This window comes from Nocardia sp. NPDC059240 (genome assembly GCF_042753865.1).
Classification (GTDB): domain Bacteria; phylum Actinomycetota; class Actinomycetes; order Mycobacteriales; family Mycobacteriaceae; genus Nocardia.
The window spans coordinates 142,442-157,664 of the sequence record NZ_JBHZAC010000004.1 but is presented as its reverse complement, the minus strand read 5'-3'; the positions used below and the strand labels follow the sequence as shown (position 1 = coordinate 157,664).

The 15,223-nt window shown below is 68.7% G+C and carries 16 protein-coding genes; 6 read left to right on the top strand and 10 right to left on the bottom strand.

The features are described from left to right. Nucleotide 1 precedes the first annotated feature (1 nt). From ACFXHA_RS15305 to ACFXHA_RS15285, 5 genes are all read right to left on the bottom strand, one after another. On the bottom strand, nt 2–748 hold the full coding sequence (locus ACFXHA_RS15305) for a short-chain dehydrogenase/reductase (RefSeq protein WP_379357003.1): 747 nt from the start codon (nt 746–748) through the stop codon (nt 2–4). A gap of 124 nt (nt 749–872) precedes the next feature. Continuing rightward, nucleotides 873–1,742, bottom strand: a complete 870-nt coding sequence (locus ACFXHA_RS15300; protein ID WP_379357001.1) for an SDR family NAD(P)-dependent oxidoreductase — start codon at nt 1,740–1,742, stop codon at nt 873–875. Nucleotides 1,743–1,863: 121 nt separating this feature from the next. Next, nucleotides 1,864–2,403, bottom strand: a complete 540-nt coding sequence (locus ACFXHA_RS15295; protein WP_379356999.1) for a PadR family transcriptional regulator — start codon at nt 2,401–2,403, stop codon at nt 1,864–1,866. A 45-nt stretch (nt 2,404–2,448) separates the two neighbouring features. Then, a complete protein-coding gene (locus ACFXHA_RS15290) occupies nt 2,449–3,318 on the bottom strand; it encodes a ribokinase (RefSeq protein WP_379356997.1) in 870 nt (289 codons plus the stop codon). A 10-nt stretch (nt 3,319–3,328) separates the two neighbouring features. Then, on the bottom strand, nt 3,329–4,492 hold the full coding sequence (locus ACFXHA_RS15285; RefSeq protein WP_379356995.1) for an MFS transporter: 1,164 nt from the start codon (nt 4,490–4,492) through the stop codon (nt 3,329–3,331). Between the two features lie 72 nt (nt 4,493–4,564). On the opposite strand from ACFXHA_RS15285, the gene ACFXHA_RS15280 reads away from it, so the two are divergent. Then, nucleotides 4,565–5,302 carry an AraC family transcriptional regulator gene (locus ACFXHA_RS15280; RefSeq protein ID WP_379356993.1) on the top strand — a complete coding sequence of 246 codons (738 nt, stop codon included), beginning with the start codon at nt 4,565–4,567 and terminating at the stop codon, nt 5,300–5,302. Here ACFXHA_RS15280 and ACFXHA_RS15275 read toward each other — a convergent pair. After that, nucleotides 5,299–6,807 carry an MFS transporter gene (locus ACFXHA_RS15275; RefSeq protein WP_379356991.1) on the bottom strand — a complete coding sequence of 503 codons (1,509 nt, stop codon included), beginning with the start codon at nt 6,805–6,807 and terminating at the stop codon, nt 5,299–5,301. The genes ACFXHA_RS15280 and ACFXHA_RS15275 overlap by 4 nt on opposite strands. Nucleotides 6,808–6,963: 156 nt before the next feature. Here ACFXHA_RS15275 and ACFXHA_RS15270 point away from each other — a divergent pair, with 156 nt between their 5' ends. The 5 genes from ACFXHA_RS15270 to ACFXHA_RS15250 are packed head-to-tail and all read left to right on the top strand — an operon-like array spanning nt 6,964 to nt 11,275. Next, nucleotides 6,964–7,239, top strand: a complete 276-nt coding sequence (locus ACFXHA_RS15270) for a hypothetical protein (RefSeq protein ID WP_379356989.1) — start codon at nt 6,964–6,966, stop codon at nt 7,237–7,239. 16 nt (nt 7,240–7,255) lie between these two features. Continuing rightward, on the top strand, nt 7,256–8,524 hold the full coding sequence (locus ACFXHA_RS15265; RefSeq protein ID WP_379356987.1) for a glutamate-5-semialdehyde dehydrogenase: 1,269 nt from the start codon (nt 7,256–7,258) through the stop codon (nt 8,522–8,524). 15 nt (nt 8,525–8,539) lie between these two features. Continuing rightward, nucleotides 8,540–9,424: an AAA family ATPase gene (locus ACFXHA_RS15260; protein WP_379356985.1), complete on the top strand. Its 885-nt coding sequence runs from the start codon at nt 8,540–8,542 to the stop codon at nt 9,422–9,424. A 40-nt stretch (nt 9,425–9,464) separates the two neighbouring features. Continuing rightward, nucleotides 9,465–10,931, top strand: coding sequence for a VWA domain-containing protein (locus ACFXHA_RS15255; protein WP_379358268.1), 1,467 nt, complete (start codon nt 9,465–9,467; stop codon nt 10,929–10,931). Between the two features lie 8 nt (nt 10,932–10,939). Continuing rightward, entirely contained in the window at nt 10,940–11,275 is a 336-nt protein-coding gene (locus ACFXHA_RS15250) for an MmcQ/YjbR family DNA-binding protein (RefSeq protein WP_379356983.1), read from the top strand. On the opposite strand, the gene ACFXHA_RS15245 is transcribed toward ACFXHA_RS15250, so the two are convergent. From ACFXHA_RS15245 to ACFXHA_RS15230, 4 genes are read right to left on the bottom strand one after another with little or no spacing between them, the layout of a single operon-like run. Continuing rightward, nucleotides 11,276–12,253, bottom strand: a complete 978-nt coding sequence (locus tag ACFXHA_RS15245; protein WP_379356981.1) for a hypothetical protein — start codon at nt 12,251–12,253, stop codon at nt 11,276–11,278. It abuts the gene before it with no gap. A 37-nt stretch (nt 12,254–12,290) separates the two neighbouring features. Beyond that, entirely contained in the window at nt 12,291–13,100 is an 810-nt protein-coding gene (locus ACFXHA_RS15240; protein ID WP_379356979.1) for a hypothetical protein, read from the bottom strand. Beyond that, on the bottom strand, nt 13,097–14,131 hold the full coding sequence (locus ACFXHA_RS15235; protein ID WP_379356978.1) for a hypothetical protein: 1,035 nt from the start codon (nt 14,129–14,131) through the stop codon (nt 13,097–13,099). Before ACFXHA_RS15235 ends, ACFXHA_RS15240 begins: the two co-directional genes overlap by 4 nt. Then, a complete protein-coding gene (locus tag ACFXHA_RS15230) occupies nt 14,128–15,120 on the bottom strand; it encodes a hypothetical protein (RefSeq protein WP_379356976.1) in 993 nt (330 codons plus the stop codon). The genes ACFXHA_RS15235 and ACFXHA_RS15230 overlap by 4 nt, the downstream gene beginning before the upstream one ends. Nucleotides 15,121–15,223: the final 103 nt, after the last annotated feature.

Sequence of the window (15,223 nt, the reverse complement as noted above, 5' to 3'; positions counted from 1 at the left end):
TTCAGATCAGGCTCAGCCCGCCATCGATCGTGACAATGGTGCCGGTGGTGTACCCGGACCGATCGGAGGCGAGAAACGCTGCCATATCCGCGATTTCGCTCGGATGCGCCGGACGGCCGAACGGGAAGTCCGCGGCCATCCCGGCGAAACGGGTATTGGTCTCGATCAGTTTGGTGATGCGCGCGGTGGCCACCGGCCCCGGATTGATCCCGACCACCCGGATGCCGTCGCGCGGGCTGCGGCTGCCCAATGCGCGGGTGAACGCCATGAGCGCGGCATTGCCGGTGCTGCCCGCGATGTACTCGGCATCGGGCCGCTCGCCCGCCGAACCGATCACATTCACGATGACCCCGCGCCCGCGCTCTTTCATCGCCGCGTAGACCCGGCGGCTCAGATCGATGTATCCGAAGACCTTGAGATCCCAGGCGTGCCGCCAGGTCTCGGCGTCGACGGCGGCCAGGGTCCCGGCCGGAATGTCACCGGCATTGTTGACCAGGATGTCCGCCTCGCCGGCCGCCGTCGCCAACTGCTCGAGATCCGCGCTCGAGCGCAGGTCGACCGGATGGGTGACGACCCGCACCCCGTGCTCGTCGCGCAACTGCTCGCCGAGCTCGTCCAGCCGCTCCTTACTGCGGGCGGCCAGATGCAGATGGCAGCCCTCCGCGGCGAGCGTCCGCGCGATCTGCGCGCCGATGCCCGCCGACGCGCCCGTCACGACCGCGGTTCTGCCGTCGAGTCCCAAATCCATTGGCCCAGCTCCTGACTGTTCGTAACTCGATGCCAAACGTGGTGGACATTCGACCGGTTCAAATCCTGGTCGAATGTCCACGTCGTTGGAAGTCGTGCGGTGCCGTGATCTGTTCCCGTGGCCGTCAAGCCGCCGGAAGGGGAGCGGGCTCGATCCCGGACAGGCCCAGCGCGCGCTCGAAGACGCGGTCGCGCAACCGCGCCGGAATGCGCGAGAGCCAGACCGCCAGTCGCGCATCCGTGCCCGCCACGTAGCGGGCCCGCGGCCGCCGGGCCTCGACCGCGCGGACGATGGCCGACACCGCCACCCCGACCGGGGCGTAGCGCTGTCCGGCGGCGGCCTGATCGAAGGCGGCGAGCTGCCGGTTGTAGAGCGCGACCGTCCGTGGATCCGCCTGTGTCAGTGCCATTTCCGCGGCGGCGGCCGACTTCGCGAAGATCTCGGTGCGCATGGCTCCGAGCTGCACGATCGACACCGGAACCCGCCACGGTGCCAATTCCACCCGCAGTGACTCCGAATACGATTCCAGCGCGGCCTTGCTCGCGCCGATCGGGCCGAGGAACGGGAACGGTACCCGGGCGCTGGCCGCACTGATATTGACCACGCGGCCGCCGCCCTCCCTCAGCAGTGGTGTGAATGCCTGGATGACGAGCACCGGTCCGTGCACGTTCACCTCGAACTGCCGGTGCCATTCGCTGATCGGCACCAGTTCGGTCGGGCCCTGCACGAGCACGCCCGCATTGTTGACGACGGCGTGGATCCCTTGCCCGTCTTGGTGTTTCGCCACCTGTTCGGCGGCCGCGGCGACGCTGCCGGAATCGGTGACGTCGAGGGTGAGCTGGGTGATGCCGGTGGCATCGAGGTCCGGAGTCGCGGTGTGGACGCCGGCGTAGACGTGGAATCCCTTGGCGGCCAAGGCCAGTGCGCAGGCACGGCCGATGCCGCCGCTCGCACCGGTGAGCAGGACGGCGCGGGGTGTGATGGCTGATGTCATGTGGAGCCTCGGATCGAATCGCGGTTGATACGCATACCCGGGTACATGAACAAGGGTACATGTCCCAAGGGACATGTCAACGCCTGCGAGTCTCCCCGAATGAATCCAATCCCGGTGTGGGCTAGCTGTTTTGCCGATCCTCGGCGATCTCGTCACGAGCCCATTCGGCCCATTCGGCCAGCGCCTCGTACAACCGGATGCCCGCCTCGACCGCGATGCGCTTGGATTTGTTGTGCGGATCGGACCCGTAGTCCCCGCGATCCTTCGCCAAGGTCAACTCGCGATACATGGCCGCGGTATCGCCGAAGAACTTGCCCTCACGCTCGAGATGCTCGTCCAGATCCTTCGGCTCCATCAGCCAGAAGAAGAACGACCGCAGCAGCGGTTCGAGCCGCAGGGTGTGATCGACCTCCTCCTCGACCAACCAGCGCCGCACCTCCGCCAGCCCGGACTCGGTGATCCGGTACGCCTTCCGCCCCCGCGCGCCCTCGCTGTCCAGCTCGATCAGGCCCGCCTCGGCCAGCTTCCCGAGTTCGGCGTAGATCTTCGGATGCCGCGCGGGCCACACCGGCCCGAGCGCCTCCTGGAACCGCTGCGCCAGGTCGTACCCGCTCGCGGGCCCCTCCGCCAGCAATCCCAACAGCCCGTGCCGCAGCGACATCGCACACCCTTTCCTCGAACCCGCCCCCCCCATCATCACATCCGGCTATCGCGCCCCAGCCTCCGCGAGCGCCCGCCGGATCTCCGCCAGCTCCGGAATCGAAGCGCTGGCACCCAGTTTCGTCGTCGCCAGCGCACCGGCGGTACAAGCCCAGGCCAGCGCGGTTCGTGGACCCCGGTGCCAGTGCGCGGCCAGCGCGCCGGTGAAAGTGTCGCCCGCGCCGGTGGTGTCGACCACCCGCACCGGAATACCGGGCTGCGACAACATCTCTCCGCGCGGTCCGCGATAGGACGCTCCTGCCGCGCCGAGTGTCGTGATCACGTGCGGGACGCCGGAGAGCGCCGCCGCCAACTGCTCGCCCTCACCCTCGTTCACCACCGCGACATCGATTTCGGCCCAGACCTCCGCCGGAAGTTCCCGCACCGGTGACGGATTCAGCATCACCACGGTCCCGTTGGCCCGCGCGTGCCTGGCCGCGGCCAGTACCGTCGCCACCGGAATCTCCAACTGGCACATGAGCACATCCGCGGCGGCGATCGTCTCCCGGTCGGCGACGGTCAATTCCGTCATCCGCCCATTGGCTCCCGCCACCACGATGATGCTGTTCTCGCCGCCCCCGTCCACCACGATCGCCGCGATCCCACTCGGCCCGTCCACCGCCCGCAACCGGGAAACCCCGACCCCGGCCTTGCTGAGCACCTCTCGCAGCGCCGCCGCGAACACATCGTCACCGACCGCCCCGACGAACTCGACGTCTCCTCCGGCCCGTTGCGCGGCGATCGCTTGATTCGACCCTTTCCCGCCGGGCACCAGCGCGAACCCCTCCCCGGACACCGTCTCCCCGGGTTCCGGCCGCCTCCCCACGGTCGTCACCAGATCCATATTGATACTGCCCACCACCGCGATTCGCGCCATGCCCCGGACCCTAGTCGGGTTCGGGCAGCAACAGTCCCAGTGCCACCGCCAGAGCGGGGACGAAACACAGCACCGTCACTGCCGCCTGCGGTCCGTGCGCGTCGGCGATCCAACCCAGCAGGGGAACGAACAGGCCACCGGCGCTCACGGCGAGACCCAGGGTCACGCCCGCGGCCGTACCCGGGCGGCTCGGCAGATAGTCCTGGCCCAGCTTCACCAGCACCGCGAACGGGATGTTGGCGGCGAATCCGGCGAGCACCACCAGCGGCAGACCTAGCTTGGGATCGGGTGCCATCCGCACCGCGACGAGCGCGGGAATGACTGCGACGCTGCCGATCTGGATGGTCCGGGTCAGGCCGATCCGATCGGCCAGCCGACCGCCCGACAAGGTACCCAGCACCCCGCCCACCAGGAACGCCGTCAGCGCCGCACCGCCCAAGGCCCGAGACGCACCCAGATGATTGATCCAGTACAGCGCGATGAAGGTGTTCATCCCGAAGAACACGGTCGATCGCACGACCTCCACGGTGGTCAGCACCGCGAACGGCACCCACCGATCACGGCCGGTGTGCTCGGTCGCGGCCGTGGCCTCCGCACTCCGCCGCCGCTGAAACCGCCACAGCACGAACCCCATCAGCACGGCGGGCGGCAGGAAGATCGCGGTCGCGCCTACCCCGAAGGCGTCCAACGCCGGTGTGGCCAGCGCCGGAGCGAGGAAGAATCCCACACTGCCACCCGCCGCGAACAGGCTCATGGCCGTCGTGCTGCCCCCGGCATCGCGGCGTGCGTCGCGCCCGGCGGCCGGATGGAAGGCCGCGACCCCGAATCCGGACAGCAGCAACAGCATCCACACGAGTGCGTAACTCGGCGCGAGTCCGGCCGCCCCGGCACCGATCCCCGCCACCGCGAGCCCGGCCGGAGCCAGCCACGGCAGCCGCCGCCGATCCGCCAACATCCCCAGAATCGGCTGCGGCAGCGAACTTCCGAGCGTCGCCGCCAACGCCAACCCCGACGCCCCGACATAGCTGTAATGCCGCTCCAGCACGAAGAACGGAATACTCGCCGGCACCAGCCCCTGATAGAAATCATCGACCGCATGCGCGATCACCCAGTGCCGCATCCGATTCCACGCCGACCGAGTGCCGGCCGCCGGGCCCGCCAGTGTGTTCACCATCGTTGACTCCTCTCCCACCGGGTCGAGCCTAGAAATCGGAGGGCTGGCGAACTTCCGATAAACTGCCAGTTTGTGTCGGAAACCCGCCAGGATTGGCTCGACCCGACGGCTTTCCGAGAGCAGTCCGGCGGTTCACGCATCGAACGGCATCGGCATTCCGACGACCAGATCATCTATCCCAGTTCCGGTGCGGCCGAGGTCCGCACCGACGCGGGGTCCTGGATCGCCCCGGCCGACCGCGCGATCTGGATTCCGGCCGGCTGCTGGCATGAGCACACCTTCTTCGGGCCGACCCGATTCCATTGCGTCGGATTCCCTTCCGGTTCGCTGCCGCAGCACCGCACACCGGTCGTGATCACGGCACAGCCGCTGCTGCGCGAACTGCTCATCGCCTGCTCCGATCCCGGCGACCTGCCCGCCGCCGAACTGGACCGGCTACGCGGGGTACTGCTCGACCGCATCGCCCGCAGTCCCGAACAGCCGCTGCGATTGCCCGCGGCCCGGGACGATCGACTCCGGCGCGCCTGCGAACTGGTCGAGTGCGATCTGGCCGTGAGCCGACCGCTCGCCGATCTGGGCAGCGAGGTGGGAGCCGGTGAACGCACCCTGACCCGTTTGTTCCGAACCGAATTCGCCATGACCTACCCCCAGTGGCGCACCCAGCTCCGCCTGCAGCACGCCATCCGCCTGCTGGCCGACGGTGAACCCGTCACCGCGGTCGCGCATCGCTGCGGCTGGGCGTCCCCCAGCGCCTTCATCGACGTCTACCGCCGCACCCTCGGCCACACCCCGGGCACCGCGATCGGTTAGGTCTCGGACTTCGGGGCGTGGTGGGGTTCCAGGGGTGGGCTGGCGACGGCGGAGAAGGTCTTGCATTCGGGTTCGCAGTCCGGTGGGGCCTGGCGGAGGGCGTCGTCGCGGACGGTGAAGAAGGCGAGGGCGGCGGCCGCGATCATGAGGATGACCGAGGTGATCATCGCCAGGCGGAAGCCGTGGTCGAAGGCTGAGGGGTCGGTGTAGGCGGAGCCGGTGAGACCGGCCAGGGGTGGGATGGCCGCCACCGCGAGGAGACCGGCGGCGCGGGCGACGGCATTGTTCACGCCGCTGGCCACGCCCGCGTGACGCTCGTCGGCGGTGGCCAGGACGGTGGCGGTCAGCGGGGCCACCGCGAGCACCAGGCCGAGTCCGAAAACCATTGCGGCGGGCAGCACATCGCGCAGATACGAGGTGTGCACACCGATGCGGGTCATCAGCAGCATGCCCGCCGCCGCCAGCAGGACGCCGATGGTGATCGGCCAGCGCGGGCCGATGCGTTGCGCCAGGGCTCCGGAGCGGGCCGAGAACAGCAGCATCAGGACGGTGACGGGGAGCATGGCCGTGCCCGCGGCGATCGGGCTGAACCCGGCCACCACCTGCAGGGTCAGGACCAGCAGGAAGAAGACCACGCTCATCGCACCGTACATGACGAAGGTGACCACATTGATGGCGCTGAACTGCTTGGAGGCGAAGACGTCCACGGGGAGCATGGCCGACGGATCGGTATCGCCGCGCGAGCGCCGCCGTTCCACGACCACGAATCCGACCGCCGCCGCGATACCGGCGATCGCGCTGCCCCACACCAGAATTCGATTCGCGTCGTGCGCGGGGGCCATGGTCAGCGCGTAGGTGATCCCGGCCAGGCATCCGGCCGCCAGCACCGCGCCCAGCACATCGAACTTGCCATGCGCGGATTCGTCGCGGGTCTCCGGCACATGCCGTGCCGTCACCGCCACGACCACCGCGGCCAGCGGGATATTGAGCAGGAACACCCACCGCCATCCGGCCGCCTCCACCAGCCAGCCGCCCAGGAACGGCCCGATGGCACCCGCCACGCCACCCAGCCCGGACCAGGCCCCGACAGCTTTCGCCCGCTCGTCGGGGCGGAACGAGGCTTGAATGATGGCCAGTGATCCGGGCGTCAGCAGCGCACCGCCCACACCCTGCAGCGCTCGTGCCGCGATCAGCATCGGAACATCCTGCGCCGCACCGCACAACGCCGAGGCGATGGCGAACCACACCACCCCGATCAGGAACACGCGCTTGCGCCCGTACCGGTCGCCCAGCGATCCGCCCAACAGGATCAGCCCGGCCAGCGTCAGCGTGTAGGCGTTCACCGTCCACTGCAGATCCGCCATGGACGCGCCGAATTCGTCACCGATCCGCGGCAGGGCCACATTCACGACGGTGGCGTCCAGCATGGCCATCCCCGAACCGAGGACGGTCGCGAGGAGAACCCATCTGCCGGTGCCCGAGGACAACCGGATGCTCGCGGTCATTGGCTCACGGTAGCAAGTTTCGCGGTGTGCGCCGGGGATCTGAAGCTGTCCTGAAGAAGAACGCGCAACGCTGGGGATCCGGCCGCCGGTCGACTTGAATCATGTTCGCGCTCCACGACTTTCGGAGCATTCCCCCTGATGAAGGTGAGTTTTGCGATGAGTACAGCCGTCATTCGACGCACCGCCACGCGCGGCCTGCTGGTCCTCGCGGTCCTGTCCGCACCACTGGCCGGGGCGGGCCTGGCTGGCGCGGACCCGGTGACCTCCGGCCCGGCCGTCGACGCCCCGCAGGCCCAGTTCGTCGACGCCGACGACTGGCACTGGTGGCACTGCCATGTGCAGCACGAATACTGGCGCGAGGGCTGCCGCGACTGGTGGGAGGACCACCACGACCGCGACGACAACCTGCCCCCGACCGGCAGCGGAAGCTAGTCAGTAATCTGTTCCCATGACTGCTCCCACGACCACCGACCGGGACGCCGTCCGCGATGTAGTGCACGACTCGGCGCGCCGGGCTCGGGTGGCGTCGCGGACGCTGGCCCAGCTCACCACCGCGCGCAAGGACGCCGCGCTGCACGCCGCGGCCGACGCCCTGCTCGCGGCCAAGGCCGCCGTCCTCGCCGCCAATGCGCGCGACATCGAGATCGCCAAGGCCGGCGGCACCGCCGATGCCCAGCTGGATCGGCTGCGGCTGACCGAGGCCCGCATCGACGGCATCGCCTCCGGGCTGCGGCAGGTGGCCGGGCTGCCGGATCCGGTCGGTGACGTGGTGCGCGGGTCGACCCTGCCGAACGGCCTGGAAATCCGCCAGGTGCGGGTCCCGCTCGGGGTCGTGGGAATGGTGTACGAGGCCCGGCCGAACGTCACCGTCGACGCCTTCGGGCTGGCGCTGAAGTCGGGCAACGCGGCGCTGCTGCGCGGTTCGTCCTCGGCCGCGCACTCCAATGCCGCGCTGGTGCAGGTGCTTCGGGAAGCACTCGAGACGCAGGAGATTCCGGCCGACGCGGTGCAACTGCTGCCGTCGGAGGACCGTTCCAGCGTCACCCATCTGATCCAAGCGCGCGGTCTGGTGGACGTGGTGATTCCGCGCGGCGGCGCGGGCCTGATTAATGCCGTGGTGCGCGACGCCCTGGTGCCGACCATCGAGACCGGCACCGGCAACTGCCACGTCTTCGTGCACAAGAACGCGGATCTGGACATGGCCGAGTCCATCCTGATCAATGCCAAGACCCGGCGGCCGTCGGTGTGCAACACCGCCGAGACCGTGCTGATCGACCGGGCCGTCGCCGATGTCGCGGTGCCGCGCCTGATCAAGGCCCTCGAGGACAACGGCGTCACCATCCACGGTGACCTGCCGGGCCTGGTGCCCGCCACCGATACCGACTGGGCCGACGAATACCTCTCCCTCGACATCGCTTTGAAGGTCGTCGACGACCTGGACGCGGCCGTCGAGCACATCAACGAGTGGGGCACCGGCCACACCGAGGCCATCGTGACCGCCGACCTGAAGGCCGCGCGCGAGTTCACCGCCCGGGTGGACGCCGCCGCCGTCATGGTCAACGCCTCCACCGCCTTCACCGACGGCGAGCAGTTCGGCTTCGGCGCGGAGATCGGCATCTCCACCCAGAAGCTGCACGCGCGCGGACCCATGGGCCTGCCGGAACTGACCTCGACCAAGTGGATAGTGTGGGGTGACGGGCAGATTCGGCCCGTCTAGTTGAGAGGACAGCCCGTGGCTCCCACCACCGCACCCACCCAGGAGCCGATCTTCTCGTCGGTCGACGATGTGATCGAGCGGCTGGCCCATACCGGCTACCTGGCCGACAAGGCCACCGCCACCTCGGTTTTCCTCGCCGACCGGCTGGGCAAGCCGCTGCTCATCGAGGGCCCCGCCGGCGTCGGCAAGACCGAGCTGTCCAAGGCCGTCGCGCAGGTCGCGGGCGCGGAACTGGTGCGACTGCAGTGCTACGAGGGCGTCGACGAGGCACGCGCCCTCTACGAGTGGAACCACGCCAAGCAGATCCTGCGCATCCAGGCCTCCTCGGAGAACGACTGGGCCGAAACCAAGGCCGACGTCTTCACCGAGGAATTCCTGCTGGAACGCCCGCTGCTGACCGCCATCCGGCGCAACGAGCCGACCGTGCTGCTCATCGACGAGACCGACAAGGCCGACGTCGAGATCGAGGGCCTGCTGCTCGAGGTGCTCAGCGACTTCACGGTCACCGTGCCGGAATTGGGCACCATCGCCGCCACCCGCAAGCCGTTCGTGGTGCTGACCTCCAACGCCACCCGCGAACTGTCCGAGGCGTTGAAGCGGCGCTGCCTCTACCTGCACATCGACTTCCCCGACGAGGACCTCGAGCGACGCATCCTGGCCAGCCGGGTGCCCGAGCTCAAGCCCGCGGTGGCGGCCCAGCTGGTGCGGATCGTGCACGTGCTGCGTGGCATGCAACTCAAGAAGCTGCCGTCGGTCGCCGAATCCATCGACTGGGCGCGCACCCTGCTGGCGCTCGGCGCGAAGGATCTCGACGACAAGACGGTGCGGGCCACGCTCGGGGTGGTGCTCAAGCACCAGGCCGACCACGTGCGCGCGCAGTCCGAGCTGAAGCTGGCCTGACATGACCGAGAACCGGCAGCGCGGACTGGTTTCCGCTGCCATGCGGGCGATCTCGGGCGGCGGCACCCCCGCCAAGCCGGTGCAGGTGCCGGGGCCGACGGCCGAGCACGGGATCGAAGGACATCTCGTCGGGTTCGTGGAAGCGTTGCGCGGCCGGGGAATTCCGGTCGGGCCGTCCGAAACCGTCGACGCCGGACAGGTTCTCACCGTCCTGGACCTGATGGACCGCGAGGCCCTGCGCGAGGGCCTGGCCTGCGCGCTGCTGCGCCGCACCACCCAGCGCAACACCTTCGACGGCATGTTCGACCTGTGGTTCCCGGCCGCGCTGGGCGAGCGGGTCGGGGCCGAGGAGGTCGTGCTGCCGGTCAAGCCGGACGGCTCGATCGACATCCTCGAACTGCGGAAGATGCTGGCGGAGTTGCTGATCCAGGACCCGTCCGGGGAACAGGCGCAGCAGTTGCAGGCCCTCGCAGCCCAGATGGTCGAGCAGATGGGCCAGTATCAGGCCGCGGGCGGGCCGTCGTTCTCCGCGTATCAGACGCTCAAGGACGTGCAGCCCGAACTGCTGGTCAGCAAGATCCTCGCGGGTTTGGCCCAGGGCATGGACAACTCCGACTTCGACCGCGACGGCTTCGACGCCGAGGTGGCGCGGCGCACCGCACGCCAGCGCATCAAAGACTTTCGCAGCACCGTCGAGGCCGAGACGCGCCGCCGCGTCGCCGAACGCATCGGCCGCGACCGGGTCGCCACCTACGGTGTCGCCCGGCAAGCCGAGGACGCCGACTTCCTGCGCATCTCGCAAACCGAACTCGACGAATTGCGCCGCAGCAGTCAGCGTTTGGCCCGCGTACTGGCCTCCCGGCTGGCCGCGCGCCGCCGCCGCTCCCGGCGCGGCGAGATCGACCTGCGCAAAACCATGCGCAAGTCCATGTCCACCGGCGGCGTCCCGGTCAACCTGGTCACCCGCAAGCCCCGGCCCGGCCGCCCGGATCTCGTACTGCTGTGCGACATCTCGGGGTCGGTGGCGGGGTTCTCCAGCTTCACCATGCTGATGGTGAACGCCTTGCGCGAACAGTTCTCCCGGGTGCGCATCTTCGCCTTCGTGGATCAGACCGACGAGGTCACCCAGCTTTTCGACTCGAAGACGCCGCTGGATCAGCTGACCCGGCGCATCTTCACCGAGTCCAAAGTGGTCGGCATCGAGGGCCACTCCGACTACGGTTCGGCCCTGGAGGGTCTGGCCGAGAAGTTCCCCGACGCCGTCACCAGCCGCACCTCCCTGCTCATCCTCGGCGACGCCCGCACCAACTACCGTGACCCGGCGCTCGACACCCTGCGTCAACTGGTCGGCACCGCCAAGCACGCCTACTGGCTCAACCCCGAGGCCGAGAAGATGTGGGGCACCGGCGATTCCGCCGCCGACCGCTACGCCGACATCATCGAGATGCACGAATGTCGTTCGGCCCGCCAGCTCACCACCATCGTCGGCCGACTGCTTCCGGTCTAGGAGACCCGATGGACGTGCTCGCCTACTGCCTGTCCAAACCCGGTGCGCGGGAGGACGAACCGTGGGAGGGCGATGTCGTCGCCAAGGTCGGCGACAAGATCTTCGCCTTCATCGGCAGCGGCGAGTCCGTCGGCCTCAAATGCGGCCGCGACCGCGCCGAAGCCGACGAACTCGTCCGCGTCTACCCCGACGACGTCGAAGCCTCCTCCTACATCGGCCGATTCGGCTGGAACCGGGTGCGGGTCGGCGGCAAAGTCCCCGATGACGAACTCCGCGAACTCATCGACATCTCCTACGACGCCATCGTGGCGAAGCTGCCCAAATCGAAACGGCCGCAGGGCTGATCAGCTCTCCGGTCCCAACTCGACGACCCTGCCCGGATGCGCCAGCGAGGCAACCGTGATCCGCCCGCCCTGCGCCTGATCGATGATCTGCCCCTGCCAGGCAACGAAGCACGACGCGACCTCACTGTTGTACACACTGTTCAGCACCGGTGCGATGGCCTTGGCGAAGTCCCCCTCGGCCGCGATCAGCTGGCCCCGATACGGTCCGTAGTACGGCAGAATCGCCTGCAACACAACCGCTTCCACCCCCTGCACCTGCGTGATGATCGGATCGATCAGCGGCTGATACTGCGTGATCACCGGAGCGATCTGCGCCAGCACCGGCCCCACCAACTGCAGGATCGGCTGATACACCGACCCGAGTGCGAACGCCTCCGACGAGAACGGCCCCGCCAGTGGGGCCAACCCGATCAGCGAAGCGAGACCTCCTTGCTGTTTCGGCGCGGGCCAGCCCAGCGGGCAGGCAGGCTGCGTATTCACCGCAGGCGTCGCGAACGGACTAGCAGCCCCGAGCGGCACGGCGCTATCGGCGCTCGCGCCGGGACCGAGCGGCACACTGCTCGCGGGTGGCTGGGCATTCGGATTCGCGTTGGGGCCCAAGGCCACAGTGCTACCCGGAGCGGTACCGAGTGGCGTCGCGGCTGCCGGTGCCCCACCCAACGGCACGGCAGCGGGCACCGCCGCCGCAGGTGCGCCGGGGCCGGGAGCTGTCACCGATCCGGCCGGGATCGGAGCGGGTGCCACCGTCACGCTGCCCGGCGAAGGGGCGGCCCCACCGGAAGCGACGGCACTGCCCCCGGACGTGGATTGCGCTGCGGCGGAAGCCTGCTCGCCCGTCACCACAATGGTCGGCACCCGCTCGTCGGCGCGCACCGTCAACGTGGTGGCAGCGGCGGCACTACCCACCACGGTGAGCGCGGCGATCGCGCGAATAGCGTTGACCACGGCAGGTCGCCGGGTCGGATCGGCAGTGGACATGAGAGCGACTCCTGATCGAGTATTGCCGGGCGCGAAGCTATTTCGGCTGTGGTGTGGTGGCGTCGGGTTCGAAGGTGCCTTCGAGGTGCCAGACGCCGGTGAAGCCGTTGAAGGGGCCGCCGACTATGAGGCTGGTCCATTGCAGGGTGACGGCGTGGGTATTGGGGTCGTAGGTGCCCGTAGCGGAGGGGCCTTGGGCGGCATCGGGTTTCGGGCGGTTGAACCATTGGTGGGCGACCCAGTCCCAGACCTTTTGGACCTGTTCGGAACCTGCTACCTGGGCACCTTGTTTCTCGGGCGGTTTGGGTGCGCCCTGGTTGAACTCCTGGTCGTTCCAGGACGCGGCCCAGGCGGAGAGGTCGGCGGTGAGCTTGCCGTCGTTGTTCACGATGGTCGGGGGCGGTACTTCGCGCTGGGTTTGGGGGTCGACCGGGTTGGTGGAGACGCCGAATTCGACGGCGAAGAACTTCGTCGGCTTGGTGACCGATGCGGACAGGGAATTGCCCTGCGCGAAACCGGGTTTGGGCTCGCTTTGGTAGCCGCCCACCCTGAGTCCGCCTGCGGTACCGGGCTCCAGGAGGGTGGTGGAGCCGCCCTGGGCGGGGGAATCGCCATTGGGCATGTAAGGGCCGTTCTCGGGTGTGCCGCCGGGCTGCACCATGCGGAACCAGGTGCCGCGCACGGTGTTTCCGTCCACCGTGCCCGGCGCAAATTTGAGTAGGCCGACGAGTTGTTCCGGGCCGGTGGCAGCCTTCGGTGAATCGGAGCTGCTGCAGCCGGCTGCGAGCAGTGTGGCGGCGGCCAGCACGACCGCTGTCGCGCGGGCGCGGGGAAGTGACTTTCTCATGCCGTGCCTCCGGTGGAATCGCTTCGGCCGGAGCCGGTTCGGGATGGGCGTAGGCCGATCAGGGCCAAGCCGGTGACGAGTGCGCCGGGAATCAGGAAGCCCCAGGCCAATCCGCGGAAGGCGGTGAATCCGAGTGGGCGGGTGACATCGTTCAACGCCTCCACGGCGTGGAAATTGCCGACATTGTCGTTCATGGTGCCGACCAGCGCAGCGAACCGGGAAGTCATAGGCTGCCAGCGATTCTCCAGCGCGGTGATGCCGGACAGGTCGGCGTCGGGCCGGGCCGCGCGGGCCGCACCGGCGTAGCGGCTGTTGAGCTCACCGTCCGCCGCGACCAGGGTGACGAAATAGCCCTGAACCCGGCGCACGTGCTCGGTGGTGAGGATCGGCGCGAACCCGTCGAGGACCGGTTGCGCCGCCGGACCCGCCGCGAACAATCCGGCCGCGAACGGGGTCACCACCAGCGCGAGGCCCGCCAGCGCCCCGACCGCACGCCAAGCCGTGGCCCGGGAGCCCCTTCCGGCAGCGCGGAAACCGAACACGCCCGCTCCGATCAACACCAGGCCGGGTAGCGCGAGCAGCCAGGGGAGGGTTCCGAAAGGGGCTGTGCTGGAGAGCTTCTGGTAGTTACCCCGATTGTTGTCGATCGCGTCGAGCATGCCGGAGATGTCGGACCGGATGCCCGGGTAGTCGCGAACGAACTGGTCCACTCGGGGATACTCGCCGGGTGGCGGTGAAGTGCTCTGCACCGCAACGATATTCGCGTGGGCAGCATCGAGGACCCGCAGATCCGAACGGTAGCCGTCGATGCTCTGACCGGTCACATACGGTGCGAAGTTGTCGATCATGGCCTCGCTCTGCACGGAACGAGGGAACATTCCGGTCACGATGGGCGCGGCCACCAGCAGGACGCCGAGCGCCGCGAGCACCGCGAACGGCCACCGCGCCACCACCCGATCGGGTGCGCGTTCGATCTGCGAGACGAATTCGGAATACGCGGGCAGTTCCGAGAAGGCCGGCACGGTGGTCATCGCCGAATCCGGACTAAACGGTCGGCACCGAAGAATACCGCGGTCCCGGCCACCGCGACGATGATCAGCACCGGTACCAGCCACGGATACCGCTGCCCGCGTGGGATTTCCACGGTCTTGGTCGCCAGCACGGGTGCGGCCTGCACCTGCGGCGCGGCAGCCGGAGCTGCGGCTGCTACCGCGTCTGGCTGAGCAGCGGTACCCGGCTGCGCGGGGGAGCCAGGTGCCGCCGGTGTTTCAGCGCCCGGCGGCGCTGCGAGCGGAGCGGCCGCAGGCGCGGCCTGCGGCAGGCTGCCGCGATACTGCCCGGCCAGATGCCACAGCCCGGTGAAATTGTTGAACGGCCCGCCCACGATCTGACTCGTCCACTCGATGACGAAATTGCCCGAGGCATCGATACTTCCGCTGATCTGACTGGTCTTGCCGGGCAGTCCGCCGCCCGGCTTCGGCGAACCTTGGTTGAACACCTGGTTGTTCCAGGTGACACCCAGGCTGCTCAGATCGCCCGACAACCGTCCGCCATCGCTGAACAACTGCGGCAGACCCGTTCCCGAGCCGGTCTGCGGATCGGTCGGATTGGTGGCGGTGGCGAAATCGACGCCGTAGAACCGCACCGGCGTGGTGACCCGGCCCGATTGGGCGTTGCCCGCCCCGTCGAACGCCGCCGCGGGTTGCGGCTGATAGCTCCCGCTCACCAGCCCGCCGTCGGTCCCGGCCGAGAGCGGCGTCACCGTCTGATCGCTGCAGCCTGAATCGCTGTTCTGCAGGAACGGCCCGCCCGCATCACCGGTGGGCAGGATCATCCGGAAGAAGCTCCCGGTCACCACCCCGTTCGCGCACACGCCCGGGGCGAGGCCGAAAAGCCCGTTCAGAGCGGCCGGTTCGGCCGTCGCATGCGGCGTGGCGAGCCCACCGAAGGTCGCCGGTCCGAGCACGGAAACGCCGATCGCGGCGGCGGTTGCGGCAAACCGATAAGAATTTCGTCCCATGACGGGTTCCCTTGGTTGATTGGAATGCTGAGGTGCGGCAATGCGTCGGCAGCACACCCATGGCAACTCGAGTTCCGGGGAAAGTCCCGAGTTGCGGTCAGCC